The organism is Streptomyces sp. NPDC005494 (assembly GCF_042872025.1).
GTDB lineage: Bacteria > Actinomycetota > Actinomycetes > Streptomycetales > Streptomycetaceae > Streptomyces.
Genome location: NZ_JBIAJR010000003.1, coordinates 233,450 through 250,679, shown reverse-complemented (window position 1 = coordinate 250,679; position 17,230 = coordinate 233,450). Strand labels below are relative to the sequence as shown.

6 protein-coding genes are annotated in these 17,230 nt (G+C 71.0%); 4 read left to right on the top strand and 2 right to left on the bottom strand.

What is annotated here, in order from left to right; translation table 11 throughout:
* Positions 1–194: 194 nt before the first annotated feature.
* Complete coding sequence (locus tag ACFYQ6_RS11100) at positions 195–2,021, bottom strand: phosphoenolpyruvate carboxykinase (GTP) (RefSeq protein ID WP_388762513.1); 1,827 nt, start codon at positions 2,019–2,021, stop codon at positions 195–197.
* A gap of 208 nt (positions 2,022–2,229) precedes the next feature.
* On the opposite strand from ACFYQ6_RS11100, the gene ACFYQ6_RS11095 reads away from it, so the two are divergent.
* Entirely contained in the window at positions 2,230–2,913 is a 684-nt protein-coding gene (locus tag ACFYQ6_RS11095) for a hemolysin III family protein (RefSeq protein ID WP_361582534.1), read from the top strand.
* Positions 2,914–2,974: 61 nt separating this feature from the next.
* On the opposite strand, the gene ACFYQ6_RS11090 is transcribed toward ACFYQ6_RS11095, so the two are convergent.
* The gene (locus tag ACFYQ6_RS11090) at positions 2,975–5,002 is read right to left on the bottom strand and encodes a thioredoxin domain-containing protein (protein ID WP_388762510.1); all 2,028 of its coding nucleotides are present in this window, start codon (positions 5,000–5,002) and stop codon (positions 2,975–2,977) included.
* Between the two features lie 525 nt (positions 5,003–5,527).
* Between ACFYQ6_RS11090 and ACFYQ6_RS11085 the strand changes: the two genes are divergently transcribed.
* From ACFYQ6_RS11085 to ACFYQ6_RS11075, 3 genes are all read left to right on the top strand, one after another.
* Entirely contained in the window at positions 5,528–9,841 is a 4,314-nt protein-coding gene (locus ACFYQ6_RS11085) for a LamG-like jellyroll fold domain-containing protein (protein ID WP_388762507.1), read from the top strand.
* A 152-nt stretch (positions 9,842–9,993) separates the two neighbouring features.
* Entirely contained in the window at positions 9,994–16,869 is a 6,876-nt protein-coding gene (locus ACFYQ6_RS11080; protein WP_388762504.1) for a polymorphic toxin-type HINT domain-containing protein, read from the top strand.
* Between the two features lie 15 nt (positions 16,870–16,884).
* A complete protein-coding gene (locus tag ACFYQ6_RS11075; protein ID WP_361582522.1) occupies positions 16,885–17,229 on the top strand; it encodes a hypothetical protein in 345 nt (114 codons plus the stop codon).
* Position 17,230: the final 1 nt, after the last annotated feature.

Below are 17,230 nucleotides of genomic sequence, written 5' to 3'. Positions count from 1 at the left end.
TTATGTGCGCAAGTTGTCGGCGATGTATGGACGTTCTCGCCCAATCAGGACGTCGTCGCGCCTCCGCCGGCCTGCGGGGAAGAAAGCGGCACCCGGAGCCACCTGGGCTCCGGGTGCCGTACCGCGGCGGGCCGCTGACCCCCACAGGTCAGGGCGGTTGTCGACGGGACCCGCCACGGGGACGGGGAGCCGGGTCAGCCCAGGCGGCGGACCAGCGAGCGGTATTCGTCCCACAGCTCCTTCGGCGCGTGGTCGCCGAAGGTCTCGAGGTGCCCGGGGATCAGCGCCGCCTCCTCGCGCCAGACCTCCTTGTCGACGTCGAGCAGGAAGTCGAGGTCGGCCTCGGACAGGTCCAGGCCCTCGGTGTCCAGGGAGCCCTTGGCCGGGAGGATTCCGATCGGCGTCTCGACCCCCTCGGCCTTGCCCTCCAGGCGCTCGACGATCCACTTCAGGACGCGGCTGTTCTCACCGAAGCCGGGCCACACGAACCTGCCGGCCTCGTCCTTGCGGAACCAGTTGACGTAGTAGATCTTCGGCAGCTTGGACTGGTCCGGCTTGTCCGCGCCGACGTCGATCCAGTGCTGCATGTAGTCGCCCATGTTGTAGCCGCAGAACGGCAGCATGGCGAACGGGTCGCGGCGCAGCTCGCCGACCTTGCCCTCGGCGGCGGCGGTCTTCTCGGAGGCGACGTTGGCGCCGAGGAAGACGCCGTGCTGCCAGGTGAAGGACTCGGTGACCAGCGGGACGGCGGAGGCGCGGCGGCCACCGAAGAGGATCGCCGAGATCGGCACGCCCTTGGGGTCCTCCCACTCCGGCGCGATGATCGGGCACTGGCCGGCCGGCACGGTGAAGCGGGCGTTGGGGTGGGCGGCGGGCGTGCCGGACTCCGGGGTCCAGTCGTTGCCCTTCCAGTCCGTGAGGTGCGCGGGAAGCTCCTCGGTCATGCCCTCCCACCACACGTCACCGTCGTCGGTGAGCGCCACGTTGGTGAAGACGGAGTTGCCCCACATGGTCTTCATGGCGTTGGCGTTGGTGTGCTCACCGGTACCGGGCGCGACACCGAAGAAACCGGCCTCCGGGTTGATCGCGTACAGCTGACCGTCCTCGCCGAAGCGCATCCAGGCGATGTCGTCGCCGATGGTCTCGACGGTCCAGCCGGAGATCGTGGGCTCCAGCATGGCGAGGTTGGTCTTGCCGCAGGCGCTGGGGAAGGCGGCGGCGACGTACTTGCTCTCGCCGCGCGGCGGCGTGAGCTTCAGGATCAGCATGTGCTCGGCGAGCCAGCCCTCGTCCCGGGCCATGACGGACGCGATGCGCAGGGCGTAGCACTTCTTGCCGAGCAGGGCGTTGCCGCCGTAGCCCGAGCCGTAGGACCAGATCTCGCGGTCCTCGGGGAAGTGCGAGATGTACTTCGTGGAGTTGCAGGGCCACGGGACGTCCGCCTCGCCCTCGGCCAGGGGGGCGCCGAGGGTGTGGACGGCCTTGACGAAGAAGCCGTCGGTCCCGAGCTCGTCGAGGACCGCCTGACCCATGCGCGTCATGGTGCGCATCGAGACGGCGACGTACGCGGAGTCGGTGATCTCGACGCCGATCGCGGAGAGCGGCGAGCCGACGGGGCCCATGCAGAACGGGACGACGTACATCGTGCGTCCGCGCATGGAGCCGCGGAAGACACCGTTCTCACCGGCGAAGATCTCCCGCATCTCGGCGGGGTCCTTCCAGTGGTTGGTCGGGCCCGCGTCCTGCTCCTCCTCGGAACAGATGTAGGTGCGGTCCTCGACGCGGGCGACATCGCTCGGGTCGGAGGCGGCGTAGTACGAGTTCGGGCGCTTGACCGGGTCGAGCTTCGTGAAGGTGCCCTTGGCGACGAGCTCCTCGCACAGGCGCTCGTACTCGGCCTCGGAGCCGTCGCACCAGACCACGCGGTCCGGCTGGGTGAGAGCGGCGATCTCGTCCACCCAGGAGACGAGCTCCTGGTGCCGAGTGGGGACAGTGAGGGGAGCCGCGATGTCTCGCGCCACGATCGCTCCTTGTAGAGAGGGTGTGTTGTCAGGCCCCGTGGGGGCTGCGACCCGGATGCTTACCCCTTCAACTACCCCTGGCGCTCATCCGGTGCCGACCGCACTCATTTGATCATCCGACCATCTTGCCCATATGTCCAGAGGGCCGCACACGTGAGCATCGCCACTCGGATCGGTTACCTACGGAAGCGTAGGTAACATGCTGGACATGACTTCTGCCGCCACGTCCGGACCCGTCGAGCTCACCGACCCAGTCCCCGTGAAGCCACGCATGCGCGGCTGGCTGCACGCGGGGATGTTCCCCGCCGTGGTGATCGCCGGAGTCACCCTCATCGCCCTCGCCGACGGCACGCGCGCGCGGGTCGCCTGCGCGGTCTACATACTCACGGCCTGCCTGCTCTTCGGCGTGAGCGCGGTCTACCACCGCGGCACGTGGGGCCCGCGCGGTGAGGCGGTGCTCCGCAGGCTGGACCACGCGAACATCTTCCTGATCATCGCGGGCACCTACACACCGCTCGCTCTCCTGCTGCTGCCCGAGTCCACCAGCCGCCCGCTCATGTGGGCGATCTGGGGCGCCGCGGCGGCCGGTATCGCCTTCCGCGTCTTCTGGGTCGGCGCCCCCCGCTGGCTCTACACCCCCTGCTACATCGCGATGGGCTGGGCCGCCGTCTTCTTCCTGCCGGACTTCATGCGCGCCGGCGGCGTCGCGGTGCTGGTCCTCGTCGTCGTCGGCGGGCTGCTCTACAGCGCGGGGGGCGTGATCTACGGCTTGAAGCGCCCGAACCCGTCACCGCGCTGGTTCGGCTTCCACGAGGTGTTCCACTCGCTGACGCTGGCGGCGTTCGTCGCGCACTACGTCGGCATCTCACTGGTCGCCTACCAGCAGAACTGAACGGTCCCGTACGGCGTGGGGCCCGGCCGCCACGGCCGGGCCCCACGCCGTACGGCTCGCGTCAGCCGCCGAGCTTCACGGCCAGCTCCCCCGCGTCCGTCGTCGGCGCGTCGCACACGAAGTGGCGGCAGACGTACGCGGTCGGCTCACCGCCCACCTGCGGCCGGTCCACCAGCAGCGGGAACTCGGCCCCCGCGTCCGGCCCCTCCCCCGCCGCGACCACGGCGCCGGGAGCCGACCCCAGCAGCGCCGTGCGGTGCAGCTCCCCGGCGACCGGGCCCGCCACCGCCACCTCACGCGGCCCGTCCAGCAGGGCTTCGGCGACGGCCAGCCCCCAGCCGATGAACCGGGGCGCCTTCGGGCCCAGCGCCGCGACGATCCCGAGCGCTCCCTCGGCCGCCGAGCGGTGCGCCTCGGAGCCGGTGTGGGCGGCGTACGAGAGCAGTGCGCCCGCGGCCGCGGTCCAGCCGGCCGGGGTGGCGCTGTCGGTGGGGTCCTGGGGGCGCCGGATCAGCTGCTCCGCGTCGTCGGCGGTGTCGAACAGCTCCCCGTGCTCGCCCCTGAAGTGCGCGAGGACGATGTCCAGCAGGAACCCCGCGAACTCCAGCCAGACCCCCTCGCCCGTGACCGAGGCGAGCGCGAGGAAGCCCTCGGCCACGTCGCCGTAGTCCTCCAGCACCCCGGAGTTGTCCCCGGCCCGGCCGTCCCTCGACGTGCGGCAGAGGCGGGCGACGTCGCCCATGTGCACGCGTACCAGCAGGTCGGCGGCCTCGGTGGCCCGCTCCACGAGGTCAGGACGGTCGAAGTACGCCCCGGTCTCGGCCAGCGCCGCGATAGCCAGGCCGTTCCAGGCGGCCACGATCTTGTCGTCCCGCTCGGGGCGGGCGCGCAGCTCACGCGCCGCCAGCAGACGGGCTCGCACGTCGGCGACCCGCGCCGGGCCGGCGTCCTGCTCCTGCCCGTTCCGGGCGAGCCGCAGGACCGACGAGCCCTCCTCGAAGGTGCCCTCCTCGGTGACGCCGAAGTACCCGGCGGCGAAGGCCGCGTCCTCCTCGCCCAGCACCTCGCGCAGCTGCGCGGGGGTCCACACGTAGAACGCGCCCTCGACGTGCCGCCCCTGCGCGTCCTCGCTGTCGGCGTCCAGCGCGGAGGCGAAGCCGCCCTCGGCCGTCCGCAGCTCGCGCACCATGAAGTCGGCGGTCTCCAGGGCCACCCGGCGGGCGAGGTCCGATCCGGTGGCCCGCCACAGATGGGCGTAGACGCGGCACAGCAGGGCGTTGTCGTACAGCATCTTCTCGAAGTGCGGGACGACCCACTCGCGGTCCACCGAGTAGCGGGCGAAACCGCCGCCGAGCTGGTCGTAGATCCCGCCGTGCGCCATGGCCGCACAGCTGTCGGCGGCCATCTGCAGGGCGCCCTCGGCCCCCGTACGGGCGTGGTGGCGCAGCAGGAACTCGATGACCATGGACGGGGGGAACTTGGGGGCGCCGCCGAAGCCGCCGTGCTTCTCGTCGTAGTCCCGGGTCAGCCGCAGCAGGGCCTGCGCCAGGTCCGGCTCGCCGGGCAGTTCCGTCCCCCCGGCGGCCAGGGAGCGGCCGGCGAGGTCCCGGACGATGCGCCCGGCCACCTCCGCGACCTCCTCGCGCCGGTCGGTCCAGGCGGCCACGACCCCCTCCAGAACCTGCTGGAAGGAGGGCATGCCGTGACGGGGCTCGGGCGGGAAGTAGGTGCCGAAGTAGAAGGGTTCGGCGTCGGCGGTCAGGAAGACGGTCATCGGCCAGCCGCCCTGACCGGTCGCGGCCTGCACGGCCTCCATGTACACGGCGTCCACGTCGGGCCGCTCCTCGCGGTCGACCTTGACCGGCACGAAGTGCGCGTTGAGGTAGTCGGCGACGGTGGCGTCCTCGAATGACTCGTGGGCCATCACATGGCACCAGTGGCAGCTGGCGTACCCGACGCTGAGCAGCACGGGCACGCCGCGGCGGCGGGCCTCCTCGAACGCCTCGGGCGACCACGGCCACCAGTCGACGGGGTTGTCGGCGTGCTGGCGGAGGTACGGGGAGGTGGTCTGCGCAAGTCGGTTGGCCATACCCCAATCCTTGCGCACCGAGGACGGCGGCGGGGGGACGGGCTCACCGGGGCGGTGCGTGAACGGACACGCGGGACGGACGGGCGCTTCGGACGCCGGGCGGCGTGGCATCGGCGGACAGCACGCCGGCTCCCGCAGCACCGGCTCCTGAAAACCGTGGACCTGGGAACTGTCTGACGGCACCCGGCTCGGAGTTGCGGTCTCCCGGTGCCGGTGGCGCGCACCGGCTCGGCGGAAGAAAGTGACCCGGCGGTCGACCCGTCCGGCCACCGGCCTCCAGGACGGTGGCTGCCCCGAATCGGTGCGCCACTCCTGACGTCAGCCCCACCAACACCCCTTTTCACTTCCTTCACTTCCGTCCAGATCGACTTCTTGGTTCCGCCATGCGGAATTCACACTTCCTGCCCCACCGGCACCTAGCTTGACGTGGCCACAGCACGGTCGCTCGGGGTGGCCGGACGGGGAGGGGCCGGAATGTTTCGTCGTGCGCGCACTCGCGCGAGAGCTGGTGGATCGGTCGGGGCGGTGGCGGTCTGCGCGGCGGTCGGAGTGACCATCGGCCTGCTGCCGTGGGGCGCGCCCCTCGCCGGGGCCGAGCCCGCGCCGGATCGGCAGGTCGCCGCCCAGGTGAGCGAGCGCGTCGGCGACGCCGGGGAGAGCGCCGGGGCCGCCGCCACCGAGGCGGAGGCGCTCGCCCTGGCACGGCGCACCGGCCGCGACGTCGAGGTGCTCGCCCTGCGCGGCGAGTCCTCGGAGGTGTACGCCACCCCGTCGGGCGCCCTGGAGGCCAGAGAGCACCTCCGGCCGGTGCGGACCCGGATCGACGGGGAGTGGCACCCGGTCGACACCAGGCTCGCCGCCGTCGGATCGGGGCCTGACCAGGGCATGATCGCCCCTGCGGCGGCCGCGGTCGGGCTGGCGTTCTCCGGCGGCGGTGACGGGCCGCTGGTGCGCATGGAGCGAGCAGGCCGGGCGCTGGAGCTGTCGTGGCCGGGCAGCGTACCGGCGCCGGTCCTGGAGGGTGACACGGCGACGTACCGGGACATACTTCCCGACGTCGACCTGCGGCTGGCCGCGCGTCCCGAGGGCTTCACCCAGCTCCTGGTCGTCAGGACCGCCGAGGCGGCGGGGAACGAGGAGCTCGACCGGCTCAGGCTGCGGCTCGGGGCGGACGGGCTGGCCACCCGGGAGACCGCGGACGGCGGCCTCGAAGCGGTCGACAGGGGTGCGGGCGGCGTCGTGTTCGAGGCACCGCGCCCCATGATGTGGGATTCCAGCACCGGCGCCGAGACGGAGGACGCGCCGGAGGGCGCTGCCACCGAACCCGCTTCCGCCGCGCGCACCGCCTCATCCGCGAGCGAGGCCGGCTCCGAGGCCACCGCCGCCGAATCGGCCCGGCTGACACCGGTCGGCGTCGACGTGTCCTCCGGTGGTGAGGAACTGGTGCTCACCCCGGACCAGGAACTCCTCACGGGCCCCGACACCGTCTACCCCGTCTTCATCGACCCCCAGTGGTACACGCCGCGCGGCACCGCCTGGACGATGGCCTCCAAGTACTGGGACTCCTCGCCGCAGTGGAAGTTCAACGGTGACCCGGACGCGGGCCTCGGGTACTGCGGCTGGAACTACTGCATGCCCTACGACACGAAACGGCTCTTCTACCAGATCCCGACCACCAAGTTCGCGGGCCGCAGCATCCTCTCCGCGGAGTTCGTCGTCCGCGAGACGCATGCCGCCTCCTGCGACGCCCGCGAGGTGCAGCTCTGGCGCACCAAGGGCATCAACTCCGGCACCACCTGGAACAGTCAGAACGCCTCCGGCTTCTGGGTCGACCACCTGCAGACCCGCAGCTTCGCCCACGGCCACGACGGGTGCGCCGCGGCCGACGCCGAGTTCGACGTGAAGGGCGCCGTCGCCCAGGCGGCGGCCGGCAAGTGGCCGACCCTGACCTTCGGCCTGCGTGCCACCAGCGAGGAGGACCGCTACACCTGGAAGCGCTTCTCCGACGACGCCTACCTGAGGGTCCAGTACAACCGCCCGCCGTCGAGGATCAGCACCTCCAAACTCACGATGGACCCGGGCGGCCCCTGCGCGACGAGCTCCGGCGCGGTGCGGGTCCGCTCCCGGGCGACCGTCCGGGCCGGCGACGTGACCGATCCGGACGGCGACCGCCTCCAGGTGCAGTTCCGCGCCCTGTGGGACAGCGGTGACGGCTGGAAGCAGCGCTGGATCTCGGCCAAGAGCACCGCCAAGGCCTCCGGCTCCGACTTCTCCGTCCAGCTGCCCACGTCCGTACCGCAGAACCGGACGGTGGCGTGGGAGGCGCGGGCCTGGGACGGCGGCCAGTGGTCGCCGTGGAGCTCGGACAAGGCGCACGGCTGCTACTTCGTCTACGACACCTCCGTGCCCGCCGGTCCCGCGATCGGCTCGACGCAGTACCCGCGCTCCGACGACGCCGACCCGGACGACCCGTGGTGGGACGGTGTCGGCCGGTACGGCACCTTCACCATCGACTCCAGCTCCACGGACGTCACGAAGTACTGGTTCGGGGTCAACGCAGCGCCCAGCAGTGCCCGTTCCCTGACCACGTCGGGCGGCGGCGCCAAGACGATCAAGTTCATGCCGACCAGACCCGGCGTCAACTTCGTCACCGCCAAGGCCTTCGACGCCGCGGGGAACGGCTCCGAGACCCGCACCTACTACTTCCGGGTCCGCTCCGGCCAGCCCGACCGGCTGTCCTGGCAGCTCGACGAGGGCGCCGGCGCCTCCCGGGTCGCGGGCACCGGCGGAAGCTGGCCCGCCGCGCTGTACGGCGGTCTGCGGCCCGGCGCCGAGGGTGTGACGGGCAAGGCCCTGGAGCTGGACGGCACCGATGACTACGCCGCCAGCGACTCACCGGTCCTCAACACCGCCAAGAGCTTCTCCGTGTCGGCGTGGGCGAAGCTGCCCGCGAACCCCTCCGGCGCGCCCGTGGCGGTCGCACAGGCGGGCTCCAGCACCAGTGGCTACGAGGTCTACTACTCGGTGGCGCTCGGCGGCTGGCAGTTCCTCAAGCACGCCACCGACGCGGCCGGCACCACCACGCTGCGCGCAGGTCAGCCGGCCTGCCCCACCGGCAACACCACCTGTCAGAGCGCCCGGACCGACCGGTGGACCCATCTGGTCGCCGCTTACAGCGTGCCCGCCCAGACCATGAAGCTGTACGTCGACGGCGTGCTCGTCGCCACCACCCCCGCCCCGGCAACCGCCTGGGACGCCCGGGGCCGCACCCTGATCGGTGCCGCCTCGCACTACGGGACCGTGTCCAACTTCTTCAAGGGTGCCGTGGACGAGGTGCACTTCTTCGACTACCAGGTCAACGACGGGCAGGTGACCCAGCTCTTCGAGCGCCGCCCGGTCACCTCGGCGCGGCCCGCCAAGCTGGTCTTCCCGCTGGACGAGAACGCCGAAGCCGTCGCCCTGACCGGGCGTGCCCAGGAGGCGCCCGCCGAGCTCAAGGGCGGCACCGTCAGCGGCGCCACGGGCGTGGACGGCAAGGCCCTGGAGTTCGACGGGGTCGACGACTACGCCACCACCGGTCGGCCGATCATGGACACGTACCAGAGTTTCACGGTGTCCACCTGGGTGAAGCTGCCCAAGGACAAGGAGGGGCGGGCGATGTCCGCCATCGCCCAGTCGAGCGCCGTCAACCCTGGCTTCGAGCTGTACCACTCCTCGGCGCTCGGCGGCTGGGTGTTCATGCGGGAGCAGAGCGACCAGGCCGAGTCCACGGTGGTCCGTGCCACCCAGACCGCGTGTCCGGCGAACACCTCATGTGCCGCGGCCCGGCACGGCGAGTGGAACCACGTCGTCGGCGTCTACGACATCGATACGTCGCAGATCCGGCTGTACGTCAACGGCGTCCTGGTGGCCACCGAGGCCTTCACCACCCCGTGGGTGGCCGGCGGCGAGGTCTCCGTCGGCGGCACGTATCACGGGGGCAAGCTGGTCAGCCCCCTCAAGGGCGCGATGGACGACGTACGCCTCTACGACCGGGCCGTCTCCGACGACGAGGTGCGCCAGCTCTTCAAGCAGCACCCCGTGGTCAAGAGCCGCTGGAAGTTCGAGACCGCGTCGACTGCCACGCCGCCCGTCACGCCTGACTCCGGCCCCGCCGCGGCCGGACTGACGCTCAACCGGGGAGCCACGCTCGGCGAGCCCTGGGTCGACGGGGGTCTCGCGCTCGACGGCATCGACGACTACGCCACCACCGCGAGCGGCGTGGTGCCCGTCGACACCGGCGCCAGCTTCACGGTCAGCGCCTTCGCCCACACGGCTGGCGTGCCCACCTCCGAGGTCGCGCTGCTCAGCGCGTCCGGCGTACTCAAGGACGCCTTCTCCCTGCGGTACGTGCCCTCCGGCACCCCGCAGAGCGACGGCGGGCGCTGGCGCATCGGCACCAGCAACGGCGACACCGGCAACGCCGAGTCCGCGGAGGTGGAGAACGGACGGTTCTACGGGCCCGAGGACTGGACCCACCTGGCGCTGGTCTACGACGGCTTCGCCCGGGAACTGCGGCTCTACGTCAATGGCGAGCTGGAGGAGGTCGCCTGCCAGGACGCCGACGAGGACGGTGTGCCCGACGTGACCGGCTGCACCGACCGGGTCTCGCACTCCGAGAACGTCGTGACCTTCAAGGCCACGCAGTCGCTCCAGATCGGCCGTGACCGGGGCGGTGCCTACTTCCCCGGCGCCGTGTCGGACGTGTGGACGTTCCAGGGCGCTCTGGACGACACGCAGATCCAGCACCTGGCGACCGGACAGCCGGGCACGGCGACCACCGTCCCCGGTGACGACTGACCGGCCCCGGCCGGCACGGCGGGCCCGACCGCGTCGGAGCGGCGGGCCCGTCCCCTTGTCCGGACTGCCCACCGCACGTACGCCGACCGATCCGAACGACACCGGACGCGCAACCCGGCCGGGTTGCCTCCTGCGAGGGATGAAGGACGAGGATGAACGGTAGACCCCGGACGCGAGTCCGTGCCCTGCGCCGCCATGTGGCCCTGGCCTCGGCCACGGTTCTGCTCGGCACCCTGCTCCAGGCGGTGGCCGAGCCGGCCTCCGTCGCGGCCGACCGCGGCACAGGCCGCCCTGACCTGCCCGCCTCCGAGAAGCCGGTTGCGGTCTCGCCGGTCGCGGTCACCCCTCGCGCGGCCATGAAGGGCCCGAGGGCTCCCGTAGCCGCGCCCCGCGCGAAATGGCCGGCGGCCGGGGCGGCCACGGTCGATCTGTCCGGCACCTCCTCCGCGGTCGTGCGGGCGAGGAACCTGCCTCTCGCGGTCGGCGGCACCCGGGCCCCCGACGCCGTACGCACCCGCCTGCTGGACCGCGCGTCCGCCGAGCGCGTGGGGGCGGACGGACCTGTGTTCACCCTCGAGCCGGCCTCCGCACCTGCGGGCACGAAGGCCTCGTCGGTGCGCGCACGCCTGGACTACTCCTCCTTCGCCGGATCGTTCGGCGGCGGCTACGCCGACCGCCTGCGGCTGGTGGAGCTGCCGTCCTGTGCGCTCACCACGCCGCAGAAGGCGGCCTGCCGCGACGCCGAGCCCGTCGAGGCCGTCAACGACACCGAAGCGCAGACACTCACCGCCCCGGCGGTCGCCCTGCGGGCCTCCGGCGCCACCGTCCTCGCAGCCGTCGCCGACGACGCGAGCATGGGCGGCGACTACAAGGCGACCCCGCTCGCTCCGTCCGCGCAGTGGAGCACCAGCCTGAACACCGGGGACTTCTCATGGTCGTACGGGATGAACGTGCCGGAGGTCCCGGGCGCGCTGACGCCGAGCGTGGGCCTGTCGTACTCGTCCGGTTCGGTCGACGGCCGCACCGGCAACAGCAACAACCAGGGTTCGTGGGCGGGTGACGGTTTCGACCTGTGGCCCGGATTCATCGAGCGGCGCTACAAGGCGTGTGCCGACGACGGCGTCGAGCGGCCCGACGGCGGCAAACCGGCCGACCAGTGCTGGGCCTACGACAACGCGTTCATCTCGTTCAACGGCAAGGGCGGCGAGCTGGTCCCGGACGGCACCGACGCGTTCCGGCTGCGCGACGACGACGGCACGAAGGTGCGGCGCCTGCACGGTTCCGGCACGGACGTACGGGCCAACGGCGCGCGTGACGACGAGTACTGGAAGGTGACCACTCCGGACGGGGTGCAGTACTACTTCGGCTACAACCGGCTGCCGGGCTGGGCGGAGGGCAAGGAGACCACCGACTCGGCATGGACGGCGCCGGTCTTCGGCGACGACGCCGACGAGCCGTGCCACGCGGACGCGTTCGCGGACTCCTGGTGCCAGCAGGGCTGGCGCTGGAACCTGGACTACGTCGTCGACCCCCACGGCAACGCGATCGCGTACTACTACGACAAGGAGTGGAACTCCTACGGCCGCAACCTCGACGAGAAGCTCAACACCCGTTATGTACGGGGTGGATTCCTGGACCGGATCGAGTACGGCCTGAAGAACACGGCGATGTACTCGGCGCAGGCGCTGGCCAAGGTCGACTTCACCAGCGGTGAGCGCTGCCTGTCCGAAGGGGCCACGGCGTGCGCGGACATCGGCAAGGACGCCTTCCACTGGTACGACACTCCGTGGGACCTGAACTGCGAGGCGGGGGCCACGTGTGACCAGGGCCGGCTCTCGCCGGTCTTCTTCACCCGCAAGCGGCTCGCCTCCGTCTCGACGCAGGTGCTGAAGGCGGGCGCCTACGCGAACGTCGACTCCTGGAAGCTGACGCACCGCTGGGGCATGGCGGACACCGACTACCAGTTGCTGCTGGACTCCGTGCAGCGCACCGGGCACACCGGCACGCCGGCGGTCACGCTCCCGAGGACGACGTTCACCTACGCGCAGCTCGCAAACCGCCTCGACCGCACCGGTGACGGCTTCGCGCCGTACATCAAGGAGCGCCTGGCCACGGTCGCGGACGAGGCGGGCGGGCAGATCGACGTCGGGTACTCGGCCCCCGTGTGCGACGCGGGTGCGCTGCCGACGCCTCAGACCAACACCACCCGCTGCTTCCCGCAGTACATCGGCGGCTCCGACACCGACGACCCGGATCTGCACTGGTTCAACAAGTACGTCACGTCCACGGTGACCCGGACCGACCGCACCGGCGGAGCCCCGGACCAGGTCACCATGTACGAGTACCTGGACGGTGCCGCCTGGCACTACGACGATGACGACGGGCTGACGGAGGAGAAGGAGAAGACCTGGTCGCAGTGGCGCGGCTACGGCCATGTCCGGGTGAGGACCGGCGGTCAGGGCGGCGCGGCGGCGATGCGCACGCAGGCCGACACCTACTTCCTGCGCGGCATGGACGGCGACCGCAAGGAGCCCTCCGGCGGCACCAAGTCCGTCAGCCTCACCCTGGGTACGGGTGAGGGGGACCCGATCACCGACCACGAGTCGGCGGCCGGGTTCACCTACCGGAGCGTGCAGTACTCCGGTCCCGGTGGCCAGGTGCTGGGCAAGACCGTGAACCGGCCCTGGCACCACGAGACGGCGAAGAAGGTCCGCCCCTGGGGCACGGTGACCGCCGACCTGACCGGTACCGCGCAGACCCGCACGTGGACCTCGCTGGACGACGGGGCGGGCGCGAAGTGGCGCACGACCACGGAGGCCACCAGCTACGACACGGTCGCCGGGCGCATCACCCAGACCGACGACCGTGGTGACGACGCCGTCACCACCGACGACACGTGCACGCGTACGTCGTACCCGGCGGCGGGGGCCCTGCTGACGCTGCCCGCCCGGGTGGAGACGGTCGCCAAGCCCTGCGGCACGACCCCGGACCGTGCCGAGGACGTCGTCTCCGACGTGCGTACCGCCTACGACGGCCTCGCCTACGACGCGGCACCCGTCAAGGGCGACCCCACGGCGACGGCGATGCTGAAGTCGCACGACGGCACCACCGCCACCTACACCGAGAGTGCGGCGGGCTACGACGGCTACGGCCGCAGGACCAGCAGCACGGACCTGAGCGCCACGGTCACCGTCAAGGCCGGGACGCTGAGCCGCGCCACCCGCACCGACGGCCGTACCACCACCACCGCCTACACCCCGAGCAGCGGCTTCCCCGCCTCCGCGAAGGTGACCACCCCGCCCGCGACCGCGGGGAACAGCGCCACCGCCCAGTACACGGTCACCACGAACGACCCGCTGCGCGGGGTGCCGCTGACGCAGACCGACACCAACGAGAAGGTCACCCAGTTCGCCTACGACGCGCTGGGCCGCAAGACCAAGGTCTGGCTCGCCGACCGCACCACTTCCGACGTCCCGACCTACGAGTACACCTACACGGTCGCCGAGAACGGCCCGATCGCGGTGGGCACGAAGACCATCGGCAACAACGGCGCCCAGGTCACCTCCTACGTCCTGTACGACGGGCTCCTGCGCCCCCGCCAGAGTCAGGACCCCGGCCCCGACGGCGGACGGCTGCTCACCGACACCTTCTACGACGAACGCGGTCAGAAGACCAAGGAGTTCCTCTCCTACTACGCCACCACCAAGCCCTCCACGACCCTGGTCAGGCCGCAGGACGCCCTCGGCGTCGAGACGCAGAACCGCTACGTCCACGACGGCCTGGGCCGGCAGACCCAACACCGCCAGATCTTCGGCAACGGCGACGGCGGCAAGGTCCTCGGCATCACACGCACCGTCTACGGCGGCGACCGCACCACCGTGATCCCGCCTGTCGGCGGCACCGCCGTCACCACCCTCACCGATGCCCGCGGCCGCACCACCGAACTGCGCCAGCACCACGAGCGCAGCGCCACGTCCGCCTACGACGCCACGAGATACGCCTTCAGCCCGGCCGGCGCGCTGACGCGCACGACCGACCCGGCGGGCAACGAGTGGACGTTCGCGTACGACCTGCTCGGCCAGCTCAAGGCCACCGAGGACCCCGACAAGGGCGCGCTGAAGTACTTCTACGACGACCGGGGCCAGCTCACCTCCACCCTTGACGCCCGGGGCACCACACTGGCCAGCGTCCACGACGGCCTGGGCCGCAGGACCGAGCTGCGGTCGGGCTCCGCGACCGGGCCCCTGCGCGCGAAGTGGACGTACGACACGATCAGCGGCGCCAAGGGGCAGCTCGCCGAGTCCACCCGCTACGGCACCGACGGTCTGGCCTACACCACCAAGGTGGTCGGCTACGACCGCCTCTACCGCCCGATACGCACCTCCGTCACGATCCCCGCGTCCACTGCCAACGCGGGTCTGTCAGGGACGTACCTGTCGACCACCGACTACAGGGAGTCCGGCGCGATCGGCAGCGTGGGTCTGCCCAGGGCGGGCGCCCTGGCCGCCTCCTCCGTGGCGTTCACCTACCAGGACGACACCCTGTGGCCCCTCAGCGTCAACGGCCGCGAAGGGATCAAGGGAAGCACGTCCTACAGCCTGACCGGCAAGCCCTTGCAGCACGAGCTGTCCCACGCGGGCGGCAAGAAGGCCTGGGTCACCAACGACTACGAGCCCGGCACCCAGCGCCTGGCCTACACCCGCGTCGACCGCCAGGACGTGGCGGGCGTCGACCAGGCCTCCACCTTCCGCTACGACGAGGCCGGCAACGTCCTCGCCGTCTCCGACACCTCTCGCTCCGGCACCGACACCCAGTGCTTCACCTACGACCATCTGCGCCGCCTGACCGAAGCCTGGACCCAGCCCACCTCCAGCTGCGCCGGCGCCCCGGGCGCCGGGGTGCTCGGAGGCCCGGCCCCGTACTGGACGTCGTACGGCTACGACAGGACCGGCAACCGCAGCACCGAGACCGAGCACGACGTCACGGGTGACGCGGCCAAGGACGTCACCAGCATCTACGGCTACCCGGCCCCCGGCGCCACCGCGGTCCGCCCGCACGGTCTGAAGACCGTCACCCGCTCCGGTGGCGGGGTGACCGCCGGCGACTCGTACACCTACGACGCTGCGGGCAACACCGACACCCGCACCCTGGGCGCCGGCACCACCCAGGACCTCGACTACGACGCCGAGGGCCGCCTGGCCAAGGTCACCGAGCCGGTGGAGGGCGGCTCACCGAAGGTCACCGAGTACCTCTACGACGCCGACGGCAACCGGCTGATCGCCCGTACCCCCACCGAGAGCACCCTCTATCTGGGTTCCACCGAGGTCACCGTCGCCAAGGGTGCCACCACGCCGAAGGCGACCCGGTACATCGACCTCGGCGGCGGTCACCTGGCCGTCCAGGACGACGCCGGCAAGGTCACCTTCACGACGGCCGACCACCACGGCACGGCCCTGCTCGCCATCGACGCCGCTACGCAGAAGCTCAGCCAGCGCCGCTCGCTGCCCTTCGGCGGCAGCCGAGGTGCGGAACCGGCCGACTGGCCCGGTACCAAGGGGTTCGTCGGGGGCACCCAGGACGCCGCCACCGGTCTGACCCACCTCGGCGCCCGCGAGTACGACCCGGCGACGGGCCGCTTCCTCTCGGTCGACCCGATCATGGACCTGACCGACCCGCAGCAGATCAACGGCTACACCTACGGCAACAACAACCCGCTCACCTTCTCCGACCCGACGGGCCTGTACTGCGACGGATGCAGCGTCGACAACCCCGACTCGGTGTGGGCGCCGGAGAACGGCCACGGCCCGGGCTGCACCACGTACGCCTGCTACAGCGACGACGGCCAGGACATCCTCTACTACACCGGTGGCGGCAAGAAGAACGACCAGGGCACGGGCAAGCAGTCCGACACCTCGCCCGCCACGACGGTCAACGTCACGGAGAAGAAGGGCGAGATCTGGATCGAGAACATCCGGGTGCCGTCGGCACGGGAACTGGAGGCGATGCTCCCGCAGTACGACGAGAGCGAGCGCATCGAGGCCTGGGCGGAGCGCAAGTGCTTCACACCGCACGCCAGCACCGACTCGTTCTGCGGCGCGGCCGAGGCGCTCGGCATCATCGAGCACGAGGTCACGATGTTCGACAGGATCGTCGTGGCTCTCGTCGCACCGGACGTCGACGCCTGGAAGAAGTGCCTGGGAGGCGACAGCCTCAAGGCCTGCGGCTCGGCGGCACTCGACCTGCCCTGGGCCCGCGTGTTCAAGGGCCTGAAGGTCGTCAAGGCCTGCAACAGCTTCGTCCCCGGCACGCGCGTCCTGATGGCGGACGGCAGCAGCAAGCCCATCGAGGACGTCCGCGTCGGCGACCAGGTCCTGGCGACGGACCCGGAGACCGGAGAGACCGTGGCCAGGACGGTCACGGCCGAGATCACGGGCTCGGGCCTGAAGGACCTGGTCACCGTCACGCTCACCGTGGACGGCGAACCGGTACGGATCACCGCGACGGCCGGCCACCCGTTCTGGGTCGCGGCCCTCGGCCGTTGGATCGACGCGGGCGAGCTGGCGGCCGGCCAGGACCTGCGCACCCGCAGCGGCGGGACCGTCCGCGTCGCATCGGTGCACGCCCTCCAGCGGCCGGCCACGGTCCACAACCTCACCGTCGCGCACCTGCATACGTACTATGTGCTCGCCGGCACAGTGCCCGTACTGGTGCACAATTCGGGATTGTGCTCCAAGAAGATCGACGACGTCTTCCATAACCCCAGCGGCAGATCTTCCCAGGATCAGTTTGAATACCACTGGGACAAGCATGCAAAGGGGCGCAGTGTCACGCGCGAGCAGTACCTCCAGGATGCGCAGGACTGGGCGGCGGGAATTGCCCAGCCCGGAGGGAAGAGGGGGCTCAACGCCAGCTTGGAGACACTGGCGGACGGTTCGCGCGGGATAAAGTACGTGGACCCCCAGACGGGTAAGGGCGGGATCATCGGCCCCGGCGGCAAGGCCGTAACCTTCTGGTATGGCGCCGACTGACGAGAGGACGAGCCGTTGTCGGATTTCATGGAGCGCTACGCCCTCTGGCGATCATTGCCGTTTCCCGGTCTACGCCGCGGTGAGAATCTGTTGCGCGCAGGAGAGAACCTTGCACTCATTCATGGCGATCTGGCTCTCGCCGACGAACATGTGACCCAGGTGATCCTTTTCGTCGAAGAGGGGATATTCAGGCCGAGCCGGGCGGACGTCATGGGGTTGCTTGAGGAGGTCATCTCTCGCCTGGAGCGATTCGGTGAAAGCATGGCCGCCGAAGAGCGAGAGGTTGTCGACGCCCATCATCGATATGCAGTTCTGCTGCATCAGATCTATGCTGAATTTCTGCGCATAGGGGCTCCCTAGC

What these genes read in the sequence shown, in the direction of transcription:
- ACFYQ6_RS11095 (WP_361582534.1), top strand. Translation starts at nt 2,230, where the DNA reads ATGACTTCTGCCGCCACGTCCGGACCCGTCGAGCTCACCGACCCAGTC.
- ACFYQ6_RS11090 (WP_388762510.1), bottom strand. Translation starts at nt 5,002, where the DNA reads ATGGCCAACCGACTTGCGCAGACCACCTCCCCGTACCTCCGCCAGCAC.
- ACFYQ6_RS11080 (WP_388762504.1), top strand. Translation starts at nt 9,994, where the DNA reads ATGAACGGTAGACCCCGGACGCGAGTCCGTGCCCTGCGCCGCCATGTG.